Below are 15913 nucleotides of genomic sequence, written 5' to 3' on the forward strand. Positions count from 1 at the left end.
GAGTTCCTGATGAACAGCGGTGTTGCCCGGGTTGGTGGAGTGAATGCGCGTCGAGGCGCTGAAGTATTGCTCGAAGTGCTTGAAAGCGAAGGCGTCAGGTACATTTTCGGCAATCCGGGGACGACGGAGCTTCCATTGATGGATGCGTTGGTGCGGACGCCCGACATTCATTACGTGCTCGGGCTTCAGGAGGCCTCTGTCGTCGCGATGGCGGATGGCTACGCACAGGCGGCCCGCCGTCCGGCTTTTCTCAACCTGCATACGGCGGGCGGCCTTGGCCACGGAATGGGAAATCTGCTGAACGCGAGCGTCTCGCAGACGCCACTCGTGGTCACCGCTGGCCAACAGGATTCGCGCCATACGATCAGCGATCCGCTGCTGTTCGGCGATCTTGTCCGGATCGCAGAGCCCGCCGTGAAGTGGGCCCGCGAAGTCGCAAGTGCCGATCAACTCCCGGTCCTTGTCAGACGCGCCTTCCACGACGCCAATGCGGCGCCCAGCGGCCCCGTCTTCCTGTCATTTCCAATGGACGTGATGGAAGAAATGAGCACGATCGGCATCTCCGGCGCATCGAATATTGACCGGAGCTTCACCGCCGGGTCGCTAGGCCTGCTTGCCTCGCACCTCGCGGCTATCAAACCCGGTCGGTTGGCGATCATCGCCGGCGACGAGATCTACACCAGTCAGGCCGCCTCCGAGGTCGTCGCTCTCGCCGAAATTCTCGGCGCTCCCGTCTATGGATCGTCTTGGCCCTCGCGCATCCCGTATCCGACATCGCACCCGCTTTGGTCGGGCAATCTGCCGACGATGGCGCGATCGATCGCGGAGATCCTCTCAAACTACGACGCGATCTTCGCATTGGGCGGGAAGTCACTCATCACGATCCTCTATACCGAGGGGTCGGCTGTCCCTCCCAGCTGCGAGGTCTTCCAGCTGTCGTCAGACGTTCGCGATCTCGGTCGAACCTATGCGACGCGCCTGTCGGTCATGGGGGAGATCAAGGCCTCGCTTGAGGTGTTGCTGCCTGTACTGCGCGAAGCCACCAAGGCCAATGCGGATGCCTATCGAAAGCTCGTGGTGCGTCTGGCCGAGCAGCGCCAGGTGCAGCGCGCCAAATTGGCATCGATCGCCGATGCCGGCCTGGAGCAGGCATCGGTGTCGCCGCTCGTCGCCGCACGGGAGGCAGTCCGTGCGATCGGACCCGACGTGGCGATTGTCGACGAGGCGATCGCCACGTCCACACACGTCCGCAGGTTTCTCGACAGCGCCAGTCCAAATCAATATTCGTTCCTGCGCGGCGGAGGATTGGGGTGGGGCATGCCGGCCGCTGTCGGCTGCTCGCTCGGGCTGGACAGGGCGCCCGTGGTGTCGCTCGTTGGCGATGGAGCTGCTCTCTACTCACCGCAGGCGATGTGGACCGCGGCCCATGAGAAGCTGCCCGTCACATTCGTCGTCATGAACAATCGCGAATATAACGTCCTGAAGAACTTCATGAAGTCGCAGACGCACTATCTGTCGGCGCAGGCCAACCGCTACCTGGCGATGGAGATCGACAATCCGGCGGTCGACTATCTCGCTCTCGCCCGCTCGATGGGGTTGCCTGCCAGGCGCGTCGACCGGCCGGCGGACGTCGCGGCCGCCATCGAAGCAGGAATTGCGAGCGGTGTGCCGAATCTCATCGAAGTGATCATCACCGCTGACTAGGATCAGCAGATGTTCGGGAGATGCAGTCGTCTTTGCACGAACGCCCGACAGGCGGTTTTACGTCGGCCGGGTCTCCACGTGTCCGTCGCGGAGGCGCGTCATGGCTCTCTCGTTGGATCTCCGCCTCTCATCGAGCATGGAACGCGCGGATGCGCGGATCTCCGCGATCATCTCAGGTGGTGCATTCCGCTCATTGATGTCGAAAGGTGGATTCGGATCGTATTCCAGCATCAGCTGCAGGCGCTTGGCAACGTCGGATCCGCATAGCGCTGCGGCGACCTGGAACGCGAAGTCGATTCCGGCCGTTACGCCGCCGCCGGAGATGCGATTGCGGTCCACTACGATGCGGTCCTCAACGGGGATAGCGCCGAGTATTGCAAGCTGGTCGCGCGAGAGCCAGTGGCACGCCGACCGATAGCCGTCCAGAAGACCCGCGCCCGCAAGGATGAAGCAGCCTGCGCAAACCGATGTGACATAGCGCGCGGTCGCGCCGGCCTTCGCCACAAATGTCATGACTTCCAGATCGTCCATCAACGCCATCTGGCCGGGCCCGCCGCCGACGCAGAGGACGTCCAGCCGTGGGCAATCCGCGAAAGCGGTGGTCGGCAGCAAGGTCAGGCCGACATCGCTCGTGATCGGCTCAATCCGCTTCCACAGCAGATGAATTCGCGCTCCGGGAAGCCGCGCCAATACTTCGAACGGTCCCGTGACGTCGAGCTGCGTCATACCGGGAAAGAACAGGAGGCCGATCTCCAAGGGGGTTGCAGTCAAGAGGGCACCTCTATCGCTTCAGAAGCTTGATCTTCAAGGCTGAGAAGCCGGAGCACAACGGCGAGTTTCCCTCGTTTCACGCCAACTCAGCGACGCAGGAAGACCTACGCAAGGGTTGGGGCATCCTTGCAATGCTGCGATCAGGCGCGCACGCAAGTCAGGAGAGGCGCGCCGCGCGTCGCAGCGACTGCGGAGGCTGACCGAATGCGCGAATGAACGCCCTGCGCATCCGTTCGGGATCTCGAAACCCCGTGGTTCGCGCAACGTGCTCGATCGCTTCGCCCGAGGATTGTACGCGCTCCCGCGCCACCTCGACCCGTAACCGTTCCACGGCTTTGGACGGTGTCGACCCTGTCTCGGCGATGAACGTGCGGACGAAATGTCGCGTGCTCAATCCAGTTTGTTCGGCCAGGGTCTCGGCTGTCAGATGCGCGTCGAGATTCTCGCGCACCCAGGACAGCAGGCCGCCGAAGCGGCCATTCGGTGTCTTCAGCTCGAGGAGTGAGGAGAATTGCGATTGTCCGCCGCTACGGCGATGATAGAGCACGAGTTGCCGCGCTGTCGCCTGCGAAATCTTGTCGCCGTGATCTTCGGCGATCATGGCGAGCGCGAGATCTATCCCGGCGGTGACCCCGGCCGATGTCCACACGCCGTCATCCCTGGTGAAAATCTGGTCCGCCTCGAGTTTGACCTTGGGATAGCGTTTGATGAAGTCAGGTGCGAGCGACCAGTGCGTCGTTGCCAGGCGACCGTCCAGAATGCCTGCCTCGGCGAGCAGATACGCCCCGGAGCAAACGCTTGCGATCCGGACGCCGCGGCTGGCCATCTTTTGTATAAAGGAGATCGTCGATTTGCAGCGTAGCGCGGCGTCGACTCCCTCTCCACCAGCGACAAATAGTGTTGTGATTCCATTCCACGGCCGTAGCCCGCGAGCGAGCATCTCGGTGCCGGAAGAACTGCGTACAGGGCCCGGTGCGACCGCGATGACCTGCACCGCGGGGGCGTTTCTGATCTGACGTCTCGCGATCTCGAAGACCGAGATCGGTCCAGCCGCGTCCAGCAGCTGGAAATCGGGAAAGATCAGGAAGCCGATCATGAGCATGTCCAATATTGAGGGAAATAAGCCATTTCGAGCCCAAGGCCAACATGACAGACTTACTACGTCAAGCGCGATTTCAAGGTTGAGATATGCCGTTGCAGATTGGTCTCCTGGTCTTTCCCCATGTTACTCAGCTCGACCTGACCGGTCCGGCCCAGGTCTTTTCCAGTCTGCCGGATGTGGCCGTGCATCTGGTCTGGAAACGTATCGAACCGGTACCGAGTGACTCCGTGATCACGCTGACTCCGACCACGACGATCACCGATTGCCCTCAGCTCGACGTGATTTGCGTTCCGGGAGGCTTCGGCACCGACGAGTTGATGCTGGACGAGGACGTCCTCGAATTTCTGCGCAAGCAGGAGAAGGGCGCGAAGTACATCACGTCCGTTTGCACCGGCTCGCTGGTGCTCGGTGCGGCCGGGCTTCTGAAGGGCTACGAGGCGGCCACGCACTGGACGGCCGTGGACGCTTTGCCGTTCTTCGGAGCGTCTGTCTCGCGGCAACGTGTCTGCGTGGATCGGAATCGAATAACGGGCGGCGGCATCACCGCGGGAATCGACTTCGCGCTGACGTTGGTCTCGATGCTGATCGACCGGCAGGCGGCCGAGATGATCCAGCTTCGCATGGAGTACAATCCGGCACCCCCGTTCAATGCAGGCTCGCCGGAGACGGCGCCGGCGGAGGTCCTCGCCGCCATGAGGGAGCGGGTCGCGCCTGCCCAGGCGAGACGGCTGGAGTTCGTCAGGCGAGCTGTCGGCGCCAGCACATAACGAGGTGCCAGCAAGGCAGCCCGGACAACCAGGAGCGAACGACAAGGTGGGAGCCAGGTTCGGCGCGTGAAACAGCGCCGGGCCAGGGGGAGATCATCGTTGAAATTTTCGCGTGACTGGAAAGGGCGGGCTTATGGTGGACTATCGAGTTGCTGAGTACCGATCGCGGCATGTCCGGCTTCGGTGGCAGATGTTGGGCGTTGCGTTGGCCCTATGTCCGCTCACGCTCGCGGAGCAGGGGCGCGCTGCGGATCTTTCCGACGGCTTGGTGAAGATCGGCATCATCAATGATCAAACAGGACCTTTGTCAGATCTGGCTGGGCCAGGCTCCGTCGTCGCAGCCAAGATGGCAATCGAAGACTTTCGGCAATCGAAGCCGGAGTTGAAGGTCGATCTCGTCGTCGCTGACCATCAGAACAAGCCGGATATCGGTGCCCAGGTCACGCGAAAATGGTTCGATGTCGACGGTGTCGATATGGTTGCGGATGTCGGCAACTCTGCGGTTGCGTTGGCAATCCAGTCCGTGGCACGCGACAAGAACAGGATCGTGGCGTATGCGGCCGTCGGGACCACCGATATCGGCGGAAAGCAATGCTCTCCGACCGGACTCGTCTGGCTGCACGACAACTATAACCTCGTGACGGGTTCGGTAGGGAGACTCGTGTCGAAGGGATATGATACCTGGTTCTTCATTGCCGCCGATTTTGCCTTCGGGCGCAACATGGTCGACCAATCCAAGCGTGTGCTTGGCGAAACGGGAGCAAAAGCGCTTGGCGCGGTGTTCCATCCGTTGGGGAATGCGGACTATGGTTCGTTCCTGCTGCAGGCTCAGGCCTCCGGCGCCAAGGTCGTGGCGTTTGCCAACGCGGGTACGCAACTTGTCGATTCGATGAAGCAGTGGAATGAGTTCGGCATGAACGCCGGACGGCAGAAGCCCGTGGCCGTGCTCATGTTCCTGACCGATGTCCATGGTATGGGAGCCGAGACGGCTCAAGGGCTGACAACGGTCACGGCCTGGTATTGGGCTCTCAACGACGAAACGCGCGCATTCGCCCAGAGGTTCTACAAGCTTCACCACGCGATGCCGACCGCGCCGCAGGCCTCCGTATACTCTTCTGTGATGCACTATCTGAAGGCAGTGGCTGCCGCAGGAACGGACGAGACCAAGGCCGTTCTGGAGAAGATGCGTGCGATGCCCGTTGACGATTTCTACGCCCGGGGAGCTCGGCTGCGTGCCGACAACAAGCTGATCCACGATTTCTACTTCGTCGAGGTCAAGAAGCCGTCAGAGATCACGACACCATGGGACTACTACAAGGTGCTCCAGACGATACCAGCGGCCGACGCCTATGAACCATTGAGCCGGAGCGAATGCCCGTTGCTCAAGGCGCAAGCCAACTAGGTGCCTTGGACCTATTGTGCCTTGGACCTATTGGCTCGGTGCGCGCTTCGACATGCACGGGGCGCCGCCGGGAGTTGCGGCTGAAGCCGATTAGGGAACGTCGTGGTTGTCTCGTTTTGGGTGCGATAGGTACGTGAGCGAGTTTATGATCGAGGCCCACGGCCTCACGAAGGAATTCGATGGCTTTTTTGCTGTCCGTGACGTTTCGCTCAAGGTCCGCCGCGGCACCATCCACGCGCTGATCGGTCCGAACGGCGCCGGAAAAACCACCTGCTTCAATCTTCTGACCAAGTTCCTGCAACCTTCGTTTGGCAGGATTATCTACAAGGGGCGGGACATCACGGCTGCGGCGCCAGCGGAAGTTGCGCGCCTCGGCCTGGTCCGCTCGTTCCAGATCTCAGCCATATTCCCTCACCTGACGGCTCTGGAAAATGTCCGTGTCGCGCTGCAGCGCCAGCACGGGCAATCATTCGACTTCTGGCGCTCCAAGACGGTGCTCAACCGGTTCAACGGTCGGTCCTACGAGCTCCTGAACGACGTCGGCCTGAGCGAATTCGCCAACACGCCGGCGGTTGAGATGCCCTATGGACGCAAGCGGGCGCTGGAAATCGCGACCACGCTGGCGCTCGATCCCGAGATGATGCTCCTGGACGAGCCGATGGCCGGCATGGGGCACGAGGACATCGAGAAGATCGCCGCGCTGATCAAGCGCATCTCCGCCAAATATACCATCCTCATGGTCGAGCACAATCTGAGCGTCGTCGCCAACCTGTCCGACGTCATCACCGTGCTGACCCGGGGCCAGGTGTTGGCGGAAGGCACCTACGCCGACCTGGCCAAGGACGAGCGCGTCAAGGAAGCCTATCTGGGCGCCGAACATGACTGAGGTGATGATGGCGGCCCGTATCTGGGAGCGCGGTGCTCACGGCAGCACCATTCTCGACGTCAAGGACCTCCAGGCCTGGTACGGCGAGTCCCACATCCTACACGGCATGAACTTCAACGTGAACGCCGGTGAAGTGGTCACCCTGCTCGGGCGTAACGGTGCCGGCAAGACCACGACCTTGAAGTCGATCATGGGCATGCTGGGCAAGCGCACGGGCTCGGTCCGCTTCAGCGGCAAAGAGATCATTCGCGCCACCTCGGACGAGATCGCACGGCTCGGCATCGCGTTGTGCCCCGAGGAACGCGGTATCTTTTCCAGCCTCGACGTACGGGAGAACCTGTTGCTGCCACCGGTGGTGCGGCCGGGCGGGCTGGCGCTCGATCAGATCTTCGAGCTGTTTCCGAACCTGAAGGATCGGCTGAAGAGTCAGGGTACCAAGCTGTCGGGCGGCGAGCAGCAGATGCTTGCGATCGCGCGCATCTTGCGCACCGGCGCCGGCTTCCTGATGCTGGACGAGCCGACGGAAGGGCTGGCGCCGGTCATCATCCAGCAGATTGGTCACACGATTGCTCGGCTCAAGACAGAGGGCTTCACCATTCTTCTGGTGGAGCAGAATTTCCGCTTCGCCTCGACGGTAGCGGACCGCTACTACGTCGTCGAGCACGGCAGGGTCATCGACGGCTTCTCCAACGCCGATCTCGGGGCGAACATGGACAAGCTGCACACATATCTCGGTGTCTGAGGCAACAAAGTGGAACGAAGATGCAAGCCGTCTACGCACAGCTTCTGGTCGGACTGATCAACGGATCGTTCTACGCGCTGCTCAGTCTCGGGCTTGCCGTCATCTTCGGCATGCTCAACATCATCAATTTCGCCCATGGCGCGCTTTACATGATGGGCGCGTTCTGCGCCTATTTCCTGCTGAATATCGGCGGCATCAACTACTGGTGGGCGCTGCTGCTGGCGCCGATCATCGTCGGCATCTTCGGCATGATCCTGGAGCGAACCCTGCTGCAGTGGCTCGCCGGGCTCGACCATCTCTACGGCCTGCTGCTCACCTTCGGCATTGCGCTGATCGTGCAGGGCATCTTCCAGAATTATTTCGGCTCCTCGGGCCTGCCATACGCCATCCCCGATCAGCTCCGCGGCGGCATGAATCTCGGCTTCATGTTCCTGCCGATCTATCGCGGCTGGGTCGTCGTGTTCTCGCTGGTGGTCTGCATCGCCACTTGGTTCCTGATCGAGCGTACCCGGCTCGGCGCTTACTTGCGCGCCGCGACCGAAAATCCCACGCTGGTGCGCGCCTTCGGCATCAACGTGCCGCGCATGATCACGCTGACCTACGGCCTCGGCGTCGGCCTCGCCGCGCTCGCCGGCGTGCTGTCGGCGCCGATCAACCAGGTGCGGCCGCTGATGGGTGCCGACCTGATCATCGTCGTGTTCGCGGTGGTCGTGATCGGCGGCATGGGCTCGATCATGGGCTCGATCATCACCGGCTTCGCGCTCGGCGTGATCGAGGGACTGACCAAGTATTTTTATCCCGAGGCTTCCAACACCGTGGTCTTCGTTCTGATGGTCCTGGTGCTGCTGGTGAAGCCGACGGGTCTGACCGGACGGGCGGCCTGAGATGACAACGATCACCGACGAGATCCTGCCGATCACCCCGCGCGCGATGCGCGACGAGATGATCGTGTTGGTCATCATGGCGGCGCTGCTCGCCATCGTGCCGTTCACAAACCTGTACCCGTTCTTTGTGATGCAGGCGCTATGCTTCGCGCTCTTGGCCTGCGCCTTCAACCTCCTGATCGGCTACGGTGGCCTGCTGTCGTTCGGCCACGCGATGTTCTTAGGGACAGCTGGCTATTGCAGCGCGCATGCGCTGAAGGTCTGGGGTTTCCCGCCGGAGCTCGGCATCCTCACGGGCGTCGCCGGCGCCTTCGTGCTGTCGCTGGTTACCGGCTACATCTCGATCCGCCGCCAGGGCATCTACTTCTCGATGATCACGCTGGCGCTGTCGCAGCTGTTGTATTTCGTCTACTTGCAGACGCCGTTCACCCATGGCGAGGACGGGATCCAGGGCATTCCGCAGGGCAAGCTGTTCGGCTTGATCGACCTCTCCAAGCCGACGACGCTGTACTACGTCGTGCTGGTCGGATTCCTCGCCGGCTTCCTGTTGATCCTACGCACCATCAACTCGCCGTTCGGCGAAGTGCTGAAGGCGATCCGCGAGAACGAGCCGCGCGCGATTTCGCTGGGTTACAAGACGGACCAGTACAAGCTGCTTGCCTATGTCCTGTCGGGCTCCCTGGCCGGCCTGGCCGGCGCGCTGAAGGTGTTTGTGGCCCAGAACGCTTCGCTGACGGACGTACACTGGAGCATGTCCGGTGAGATCGTGCTGATGACGCTGGTGGGCGGCCTTGGGACGGTGTTCGGGCCGGTGGTGGGCGCCTTCGTGATCGTGGCCATGCAGGAACACCTGGCCGGCTTCGGCCAGTGGGTGCAGGTGATCCAGGGCGTGATCTTTGTCGCCTGTGTGCTGTTGTTCCGCCGCGGCATCGTCGGTGAAATTGCTCGAATTGGAAACCGGTCACTCTGACGGCGGTGGCACGTTGCGAGGAAAGCCGACGATTTGCGCTGCGGTCTGATTGACACCCATGGACGGAAATAAATGAGCAAATACGATCTGGTCATCTCCCGCGGACGAGTGATCGATCCTGAGACGAACTTCGATGGAATCGCCGACGTCGCAATCAAGGACGGCAGAATCGCGGTTGTCGGCGATGGGCTGGAGGCCGACCAGGATACGATCGATGCGCAAGGCCTGATCGTCAGCCCCGGCTTCATCGACATTCATGCGCACGGACAATCGATCCCGGCCGATCGCATGCAGGCTTTCGATGGCGTAACCACGGCGCTGGAGCTTGAGCTTGGAGTCCTTCCGGTTGGAAGATGGTACGAGGAACAGGCCCATATGGGACGGGTTCTCAACTATGGAGCATCGGTCGGCTGGGTGTTCGGCCGCATCGCGACGATGACCGCGCAGCAGGTCGCCCCAGGTCTTGAAGGCATGGGCCGCGCGACGAGCGACAGGAGGTGGATCGACAACGTCGCGAGCCCCGAGGAGTTGGACGATATCCTGGACCGGGTCGATACAGGGTTGCGAGAAGGTGGGCTCGGAATAGGTTTTCCGAACGGGTATGCTCCCGGGACGGGAATGAAGGAATTGTCGCAGCTCTGTGAACTTGCCGCGCGTTCAGGCGTACCGACATTTACCCATATCGCATACATGTCCAATGTTGATCCGCGCAGCTCCATCGATGCCTATACCCGGCTCATCGGACTTGCAGGGTCCACCGGCGCGCATATGCATATTTGTCACTTCAACAGCACCAGCCTTCACGAGGTGGAGCGGGCGGCCAAGCTGGTCTCGACCGCCCAGTTGCAGGGCTTGAAGGTCACGGTCGAGGCCTATCCGTACGGTACGGGATCGACCGTCGTGAGCGCCGAGTTCTTCTCGGATCGCGACTTCGCGGCACGCATGGGATCGGACTACAGCAGCATCGAGCTTCTGGTCGATCGCCGGCGGCTTCGAGATCGGGAGGATTTGATCGACTGCCAAGCGAAGGACCCCGGCGCCCTGGTGCTGCTGCATTTCCTCGACGTCGCCGTCAACCCGCGGCATCGAGACCTGCTGGATATCTCCGTCATGTTTCCCGGCGGGGCCATCGCGTCCGATGCCATGCCCTGGACCCTGGCCAATGGTACGACATACATAGGCGACGAGTGGCCGCTCCCGGCCGACGCGACGTCGCATCCGCGCTCGTCCGGCACGTTTTCCAAGTTTCTGCGCGAATGGGTTCATGAGCGGCGCGAGATGTCGTTGATCGATGGGATTCGCAAGTGCAGTCTGATACCAGCTCAGATTTTGGAGCCTGGCACGCCGCAGATGCGGATCAAGGGACGCGTGCAGCCTGGCTGCGATGCCGATCTTGTCGTTTTCGACCTCGATCGGCTGTCCGATCGCGCCGACTTCCATCACATGAATGCGCCAGCTCAGGGTGTCATGCACCTGCTGGTGAATGGTGAGCGTGTCATTTCAAACGGCGAACTATCGCTTTCCGCTCGCCCAGGGCGGCCCGTTCGAAGGCACGTGGAGCGCTGATCAAGCTCGAACCCGGGGACCGACCGCGTAGAGATGACGGATCGCACCCGCAGCCTTGAAGAGCGGCTCAGCCGATTGGCACGTGCGCGCCATCTTCGACGAGATAATCGAGAAAGGCCCGAACGGCTGGGTTGGTTCGTCGGCTGGAGGGCCATAGCGCGGTAATGGTCTCGCGTTCCACGGCGAAGTCGCCGAGGATCGGGACCAACTGGCCGCGCGCGACGTGGGGGGCGGCAATGAAGGACGCGCTGATGCCGATGCCGCCGCCCGCGACCAGTATTGCCACCACCGCCTCGCTGGCGTCGACGGTGATGCCGGAGGCGGGCACCATCTCGATCTCGCGCTCTCCCACCCTGAATGGCCAGCGGAACGTCTGCCCGCTGCTCTGATAGCGCAGGTTGACGGTGTCGTGCGCCGCCAGTTCGTCCGGATGGGCCGGCGTGCCGCGCGCCGCCAGATAGCGGGGGGAAGCATAGGCGCAGAGCCGCAACGGCGCGAGCCGGCGGCCTAGCAGGCGCGTATCCGCAAGCTCGCCGATGCGGACTGCGACGTCGATGCCTTGCTCGACGATATCGACCAGCCGGTCGTCGAGCCGAAGGTCGATCGTCACCTTGGGATGACGTTCGCGGAATGCCGGCAAGGTCGGCGCGATCAGGTGCAGCCCGATCGGCAGCGACGCGGCGATCCGCAACGTGCCTGCCGGCTCGGACCGGACGGCTTTGGCGGCCTGCTCGATCTCCTCCGCGTCGCGCAACAGCCTCACCGCGCGCTCATGCAGGTCGCGACCTTCCGGCGTCAGCGTCAGGGAACGGGTGGTCCGAGTGAAGAGAGACACGCCCAGTTGCTGTTCGAGGCGCTGGACGCTCTTGCTGATCGCCGACGGCGAAATCGCAAGCGATGTGGCGGCTGCGGTAAAGCTGCCCAGCGATCCGGCGCGCGCGAAGGCGATCAGCCCGGTCAGTCGTTCCAGCGCAAGTTGTTCCTTCATGGAATAACTAAAGCGAAAAGTTCCACCATTATCAACCCGTGCTCACTGCGATACGTTTCTGCTCGTCAGAACAGCGGTGGAGAGTTTCATGAGCACGATGATGAAAGCGGTTCGTTTGCACGCCTTCGGCAGCCCCGGCGTGCTGGTCTATGAGGATGCGCCGAGGCCGGTGCCTCAGGCGGGCGAGGTGCTCGTACGCGTTCACGCCGTCGGCCTCAACCCGCCCGACTGGTATCTGCGCGAGGGATACAGGATGCTCCCGCCCGAATGGCAGCCCAGGGTCACGTTCCCGATCATCCCTGGCACCGACATCTCGGGCGTTGTCGAGGCGGCCGCGGACGATGTGCAGGGTTTTGCTATCGGAGATGAGGTCTATGCCATGGTGCGTTTCCCCGCCGGCCTGGCGGGCGAAAGCCGTGCCTATGCGGAATATGTCGCCATCCCCGCATCTGAGCTTGCCCGAAAGCCCGCCGGCATCGACCATGAGCATGCGGCGGCGACCCCGATGTCCGTGCTGACCGCGTGGCAGTTCCTGATCGACCTCGGGCACGAGGAGCCGAACCCGTTGCAGCCGCACCAGCATGTGCCGGTGCCGCTTGCGGGCAAGACCGTGCTCGTCAACGGCGCGGCGGGCGGTGTCGGCCATCTTGTCGTGCAACTGGCGAAGTGGCGAGGCGCGCGCGTGATCGCGGTCGCGTCCGGGAGCAACGAGGCCTTTCTGCGCGATCTCGGCGCGGACGACTTCATCGACTACAGCAAGACGGCGGCCGAGGACGTCGCCCGAGACCTTGATCTGGTGGTCGATGCGGTAGGTGGCCCAAAGACAGGCCGCTTCCTGCCGACGCTCAAGCGGGGCGGTGCGCTGTTCCCGATTTTCCCGCTGGGCTTCGACGGAAGCGATGAGGCGAGGAAGCGCGGCGTCACGATATCCACGACACAGGTCCGCTCGAATGGCGCTCAACTCGCGGAGATCGCGCCTCTGTTGAATGACGGCACGATCCGCATCGCCATCGACAGCCGCTTTTCCCTCGTGGAAGCCGCCAAGGCCCATGAGCGCGCCGCTGCCGGGCATATTCGCGGCAAGATCGTGTTGACGGTCGAGCATGGGCAACCGTCGTGAGCATCGCGGCGAAACTCCCCCAGGGCACTGCGGCGTGGTTTGAGATGGTGGGAAAACTGGTCTGTGAGGCTGCTTCCCGTGCCAATCTGCCGCCCAATCTGAACTGGTCGCTCGTTGAGCGATATCGCGATGGATCGCCGTTGCAGAACGGGCGCGTCCAAGGCATCCGCATCGATGTCAAGAATGGCAGACCGTCGTTCCAGATCGGTGTCAGCAAGGACGAGCGTGGCGATGTTACGATCGAGATAAGTCGTAAGGCTGCCCGGGAGCTGAACCTGCTTTACGCCACGGACCCGGCATATGCTGTCGTTCGCGATGCGGCCCTGTCTCTGGGTGAGATCCGCATCGATGGAGACCTAGCTCCGGTGGTTGATTGGCTCGGTGTAGCGCATGCCCCAATCGTCGACCGTACGTGCTGAAGTTCAGTTGGATCGTCGTGCGAGGCTGCGCCCCGCAAATCATAGCTGCGGACCACGAGCCGACCCAAGGCGATCCAACTCTCGAAGAACACGGTGGCAGGCGCGGGAGTACTCTGGATCGACCCAATCTCGGCGAAAGGGATCAGGCGTCGAGCCGGTACATTGCTGCGCGTTGTCTTTCCCGGACGAACGATCACGCGATCCGACAGGGCGACATGTTTCCTCGTGCCAGACTAATTCTGCTTGTCAGCGGGTTGATGCTGGATAGATGGCGATGGAGCTGAACGCGCGACCGTCGTGTGCGGGAACGGCCGTGATCTGAGGATAGAGCTTGGTTGCAGCGCGAATGCGGGCGATGGCTGTCCGTATTTCGGACCGGTCTTCGCCGATCAAAAAGCGCATCATCCAGGGCTTCTCTGCTGGCCGCGTCAGTCCTTCCATCTGCCAGACGAGATCACCGACAAAGGCATAGCGCTTGCCCGAGGGCAGGTTGACGAAGACCACGACCGAGTCCGGCGTATGGCCGGGCGCCGGTACGATCACGACCGAGCCGTCGCTATATACATCATGGCTGCTCGGGAAACCGAGATACGAGCCACCGTCGAAATGATAGGTCCGATAGGTGACGCCATGGAAGCTGTTGAGTACCTCGGTCCCCTCACCATGCGAGTCGATGAACCGCTGGCCGGCATCGTTGACCATGACGGGTAAGCCGTGGAAGTCGTCGACTCCGCTGATGTGATCCCAGTGCGCGTGGGTCGGGATGATCGCGGTGATCGCGTCGGCATCCGCCTTGGCCAGCCGATCGATGATGGGCGTGCCGAGGTGATGAGGCGACTGTTGGAGAGATGGGAGGAGCGTCAACTGCCGCTCGACATTCCGTCCGAACCCGGTGTCGATCAGTAGATTCCCTTTGGGATGCCGCACGAGGATGCCGGTCGCGGCGAATGCGCGCTTCTCGCTCCACGAACCGCCCCGAAATGCGAGCGCCGCGGGGGTTTCGTATGTCCCTGTCGGGATCGCGCTGATCGCCATGGACGCCAGAGGGGTGGTCGGCGGGAGCGGTCCGACATCGATTTGCGGCACATCGAGCCGGACCGGAGCGAAAGTCCATGCGAACCAAGACAGCGCCACCAGGAGCAATATCGCGAGCCCGAACAGCGTGCTGCTGATCGGGTGGCGACGCATCCGCGCCAAGCGCGCGTTTCCGCCTTCGGTGGCCGGGGCCATTGATCCGCCTTTCGTGTAACGATAGCGTGGACTATCGCCATAACGATAATGGCGACTATCGTTAGGAGTCAACAGGCATGAGGGATTGGTCGCCCGATCATCCGAGAGCGAAAGTGATGGCGCGCAAGCGCGCTGCAATCGTAGCGGCGGCCGAGCAGGCGTTCGTGCGGGACGGCTATGCCGGCAGTGGAATGGAGAGCATCGCCCGGGAGGCCGGCGTTTCAATCATGACGCTGTACCGCCATGCTCGAACCAAGGATGATCTCTTTGCTGCAGTGATCGAAAGCGCCTGTCATCCGGTCGATATGGAAGAGTCGGCCAGGATCGAAGATGCTTTGAAGAAGCCGCTCGCGGACACTCTTGTATTCGTCGGCGTGATGTTCCAGGAGCGCATTCGCGGCGCGAAGACGACCAATCTGCTGCGGGTCGTCATGACCGAGATACGTCGGTTCCCGCACCTTGGCGGACTGGCGTATGATGGGCTGATCAACGCGCACGTCGAAAGACTGGACTCTTTTCTGTCAACTCGGGATGAAACATCCGGTATGCCGGTCGAGCGACGACGCAAGATCGGCCATGCCTTTTTCGAGAGTTTGGTCGGTCTCGATGATTATCGTGTGCTGCTTGGCCTGCCGGCTCCGTCGCCGCACGACATCTGCAGGCGGGCGGAAGCAGCGGCTCAGAAAGTCATTACGGAACTGGGAAAGGATCTGCCTGTTCCCGATCTGCTCGAGTCTTGAGCCGCCACTCCGTCGCCATCCGATCGACCCGGATGGGGGGCCAACCCGACACGCGCAAACACCGCTGCTGCTGCCGAGGTTGACAACCAAGCCATCAGGGCCATCGGCAGCGCGTCCCCAATTTCGCGGGCTAATATGGCGCGGTGATTTACAAGCAGTTGGAGGACTTCCACGCGGGCGTTCAGGTGAACGCAGTGACGTCGCCATTCGCGTCCAATCTGCCCGACCAGGACATCGTTGATCTCGCGGCCTACTACGTCTTTCTGCAGCAATTGCCCGCCTATTGTCCGGAGCCGCCCGAGCTCGAGCCGCGCGGCCGTGGCAGTCTCGGGCGGGGTCCACCTCGGGCGCAGGAGCCGGGACGTCAGCTGCCCGCGCGATGTCGGCCGGAGATGTATCCCTTGGGGATGCCAATTCGACCGCAGAGGGCACGAAGTGAACCAAGTGCCTCTCTGAGAAGCTTACCTCGGATGGTGTGCTATGCGAGACCAGCCTTCGGAGTGCTGCCGAACTCGCGCTTGAAGGCGTGGGCAAAAGCGCTTTGTGACTCGTAACCAACCTTGCTTGCGATCGTAGCAACAGTCGCGTCACCTCTAGCCAAAGCTGCACGGGCGATGGTGAG

At 62.1% G+C, this 15913-nt stretch carries 16 protein-coding genes; 11 read left to right on the forward strand and 5 right to left on the reverse strand.

The genetic code is table 11. From position 1 onward, the window contains the following. Positions 1-9 precede the first annotated feature (9 nt). Positions 10-1704, forward strand: a complete 1695-nt coding sequence (locus ACQR1B_RS29780) for a thiamine pyrophosphate-binding protein (RefSeq protein WP_434835211.1) — start codon at positions 10-12, stop codon at positions 1702-1704. A gap of 57 nt (positions 1705-1761) precedes the next feature. Here ACQR1B_RS29780 and ACQR1B_RS29785 read toward each other — a convergent pair whose 3' ends face one another. Beyond that, on the reverse strand, positions 1762-2475 hold the full coding sequence (locus tag ACQR1B_RS29785) for a DJ-1/PfpI family protein (protein WP_434835212.1): 714 nt from the start codon (positions 2473-2475) through the stop codon (positions 1762-1764). 157 nt (positions 2476-2632) lie between these two features. Continuing rightward, entirely contained in the window at positions 2633-3571 is a 939-nt protein-coding gene (locus ACQR1B_RS29790; protein ID WP_434835213.1) for a GlxA family transcriptional regulator, read from the reverse strand. Positions 3572-3663: 92 nt separating this feature from the next. Here ACQR1B_RS29790 and ACQR1B_RS29795 point away from each other — a divergent pair, with 92 nt between their 5' ends. The 7 genes from ACQR1B_RS29795 (at position 3664) to ACQR1B_RS29825 (ending at position 10794) form a co-directional block, all read left to right on the forward strand. Then, positions 3664-4344, forward strand: coding sequence for a DJ-1/PfpI family protein (locus tag ACQR1B_RS29795; RefSeq protein WP_434835214.1), 681 nt, complete (start codon positions 3664-3666; stop codon positions 4342-4344). Positions 4345-4477: 133 nt separating this feature from the next. After that, positions 4478-5746 (forward strand): ABC transporter substrate-binding protein, encoded by a 1269-nt coding sequence (locus tag ACQR1B_RS29800; RefSeq protein ID WP_434835215.1) that lies wholly within the window; start codon positions 4478-4480, stop codon positions 5744-5746. A 145-nt stretch (positions 5747-5891) separates the two neighbouring features. Further along, positions 5892-6632 (forward strand): ABC transporter ATP-binding protein, encoded by a 741-nt coding sequence (locus ACQR1B_RS29805; RefSeq protein WP_434835255.1) that lies wholly within the window; start codon positions 5892-5894, stop codon positions 6630-6632. Then, positions 6625-7374 carry an ABC transporter ATP-binding protein gene (locus tag ACQR1B_RS29810; protein ID WP_434835216.1) on the forward strand — a complete coding sequence of 250 codons (750 nt, stop codon included), beginning with the start codon at positions 6625-6627 and terminating at the stop codon, positions 7372-7374. The genes ACQR1B_RS29805 and ACQR1B_RS29810 overlap by 8 nt, the downstream gene beginning before the upstream one ends. Before the next feature lie 20 nt (positions 7375-7394). Beyond that, positions 7395-8258, forward strand: a complete 864-nt coding sequence (locus ACQR1B_RS29815) for a branched-chain amino acid ABC transporter permease (RefSeq protein WP_434835217.1) — start codon at positions 7395-7397, stop codon at positions 8256-8258. Position 8259: 1 nt separating this feature from the next. Then, the gene (locus ACQR1B_RS29820) at positions 8260-9228 is read left to right on the forward strand and encodes a branched-chain amino acid ABC transporter permease (RefSeq protein WP_434835218.1); all 969 of its coding nucleotides are present in this window, start codon (positions 8260-8262) and stop codon (positions 9226-9228) included. A gap of 72 nt (positions 9229-9300) precedes the next feature. Then, a complete protein-coding gene (locus ACQR1B_RS29825; protein WP_434835219.1) occupies positions 9301-10794 on the forward strand; it encodes an amidohydrolase family protein in 1494 nt (497 codons plus the stop codon). Between the two features lie 67 nt (positions 10795-10861). Here the strand turns inward: ACQR1B_RS29825 and ACQR1B_RS29830 are convergent, their stop codons facing one another. Further along, the gene (locus ACQR1B_RS29830; protein ID WP_434835220.1) at positions 10862-11782 is read right to left on the reverse strand and encodes a LysR substrate-binding domain-containing protein; all 921 of its coding nucleotides are present in this window, start codon (positions 11780-11782) and stop codon (positions 10862-10864) included. 88 nt (positions 11783-11870) lie between these two features. Between ACQR1B_RS29830 and ACQR1B_RS29835 the strand changes: the two genes are divergently transcribed. Further along, a complete protein-coding gene (locus ACQR1B_RS29835) occupies positions 11871-12902 on the forward strand; it encodes an NADP-dependent oxidoreductase (RefSeq protein ID WP_434835221.1) in 1032 nt (343 codons plus the stop codon). Further along, on the forward strand, positions 12899-13321 hold the full coding sequence (locus tag ACQR1B_RS29840) for a hypothetical protein (RefSeq protein ID WP_434835222.1): 423 nt from the start codon (positions 12899-12901) through the stop codon (positions 13319-13321). Before ACQR1B_RS29835 ends, ACQR1B_RS29840 begins: the two co-directional genes overlap by 4 nt. Before the next feature lie 246 nt (positions 13322-13567). On the opposite strand, the gene ACQR1B_RS29845 is transcribed toward ACQR1B_RS29840, so the two are convergent. Continuing rightward, positions 13568-14551, reverse strand: a complete 984-nt coding sequence (locus ACQR1B_RS29845) for an MBL fold metallo-hydrolase (RefSeq protein WP_434835223.1) — start codon at positions 14549-14551, stop codon at positions 13568-13570. 77 nt (positions 14552-14628) lie between these two features. Here ACQR1B_RS29845 and ACQR1B_RS29850 point away from each other — a divergent pair, with 77 nt between their 5' ends. Next, entirely contained in the window at positions 14629-15291 is a 663-nt protein-coding gene (locus ACQR1B_RS29850; protein ID WP_434835224.1) for a TetR/AcrR family transcriptional regulator, read from the forward strand. A 478-nt stretch (positions 15292-15769) separates the two neighbouring features. Here the strand turns inward: ACQR1B_RS29850 and ACQR1B_RS29855 are convergent, their stop codons facing one another. Then, a complete protein-coding gene (locus tag ACQR1B_RS29855) occupies positions 15770-15907 on the reverse strand; it encodes a helix-turn-helix domain-containing protein (protein ID WP_434875143.1) in 138 nt (45 codons plus the stop codon). Between the last annotated feature and the right edge of the window lie 6 nt (positions 15908-15913).

Origin of the sequence: Bradyrhizobium oligotrophicum, assembly GCF_051168495.1 — a bacterium.
GTDB classification, from domain to species: domain Bacteria; phylum Pseudomonadota; class Alphaproteobacteria; order Rhizobiales; family Xanthobacteraceae; genus Bradyrhizobium; species Bradyrhizobium oligotrophicum_A.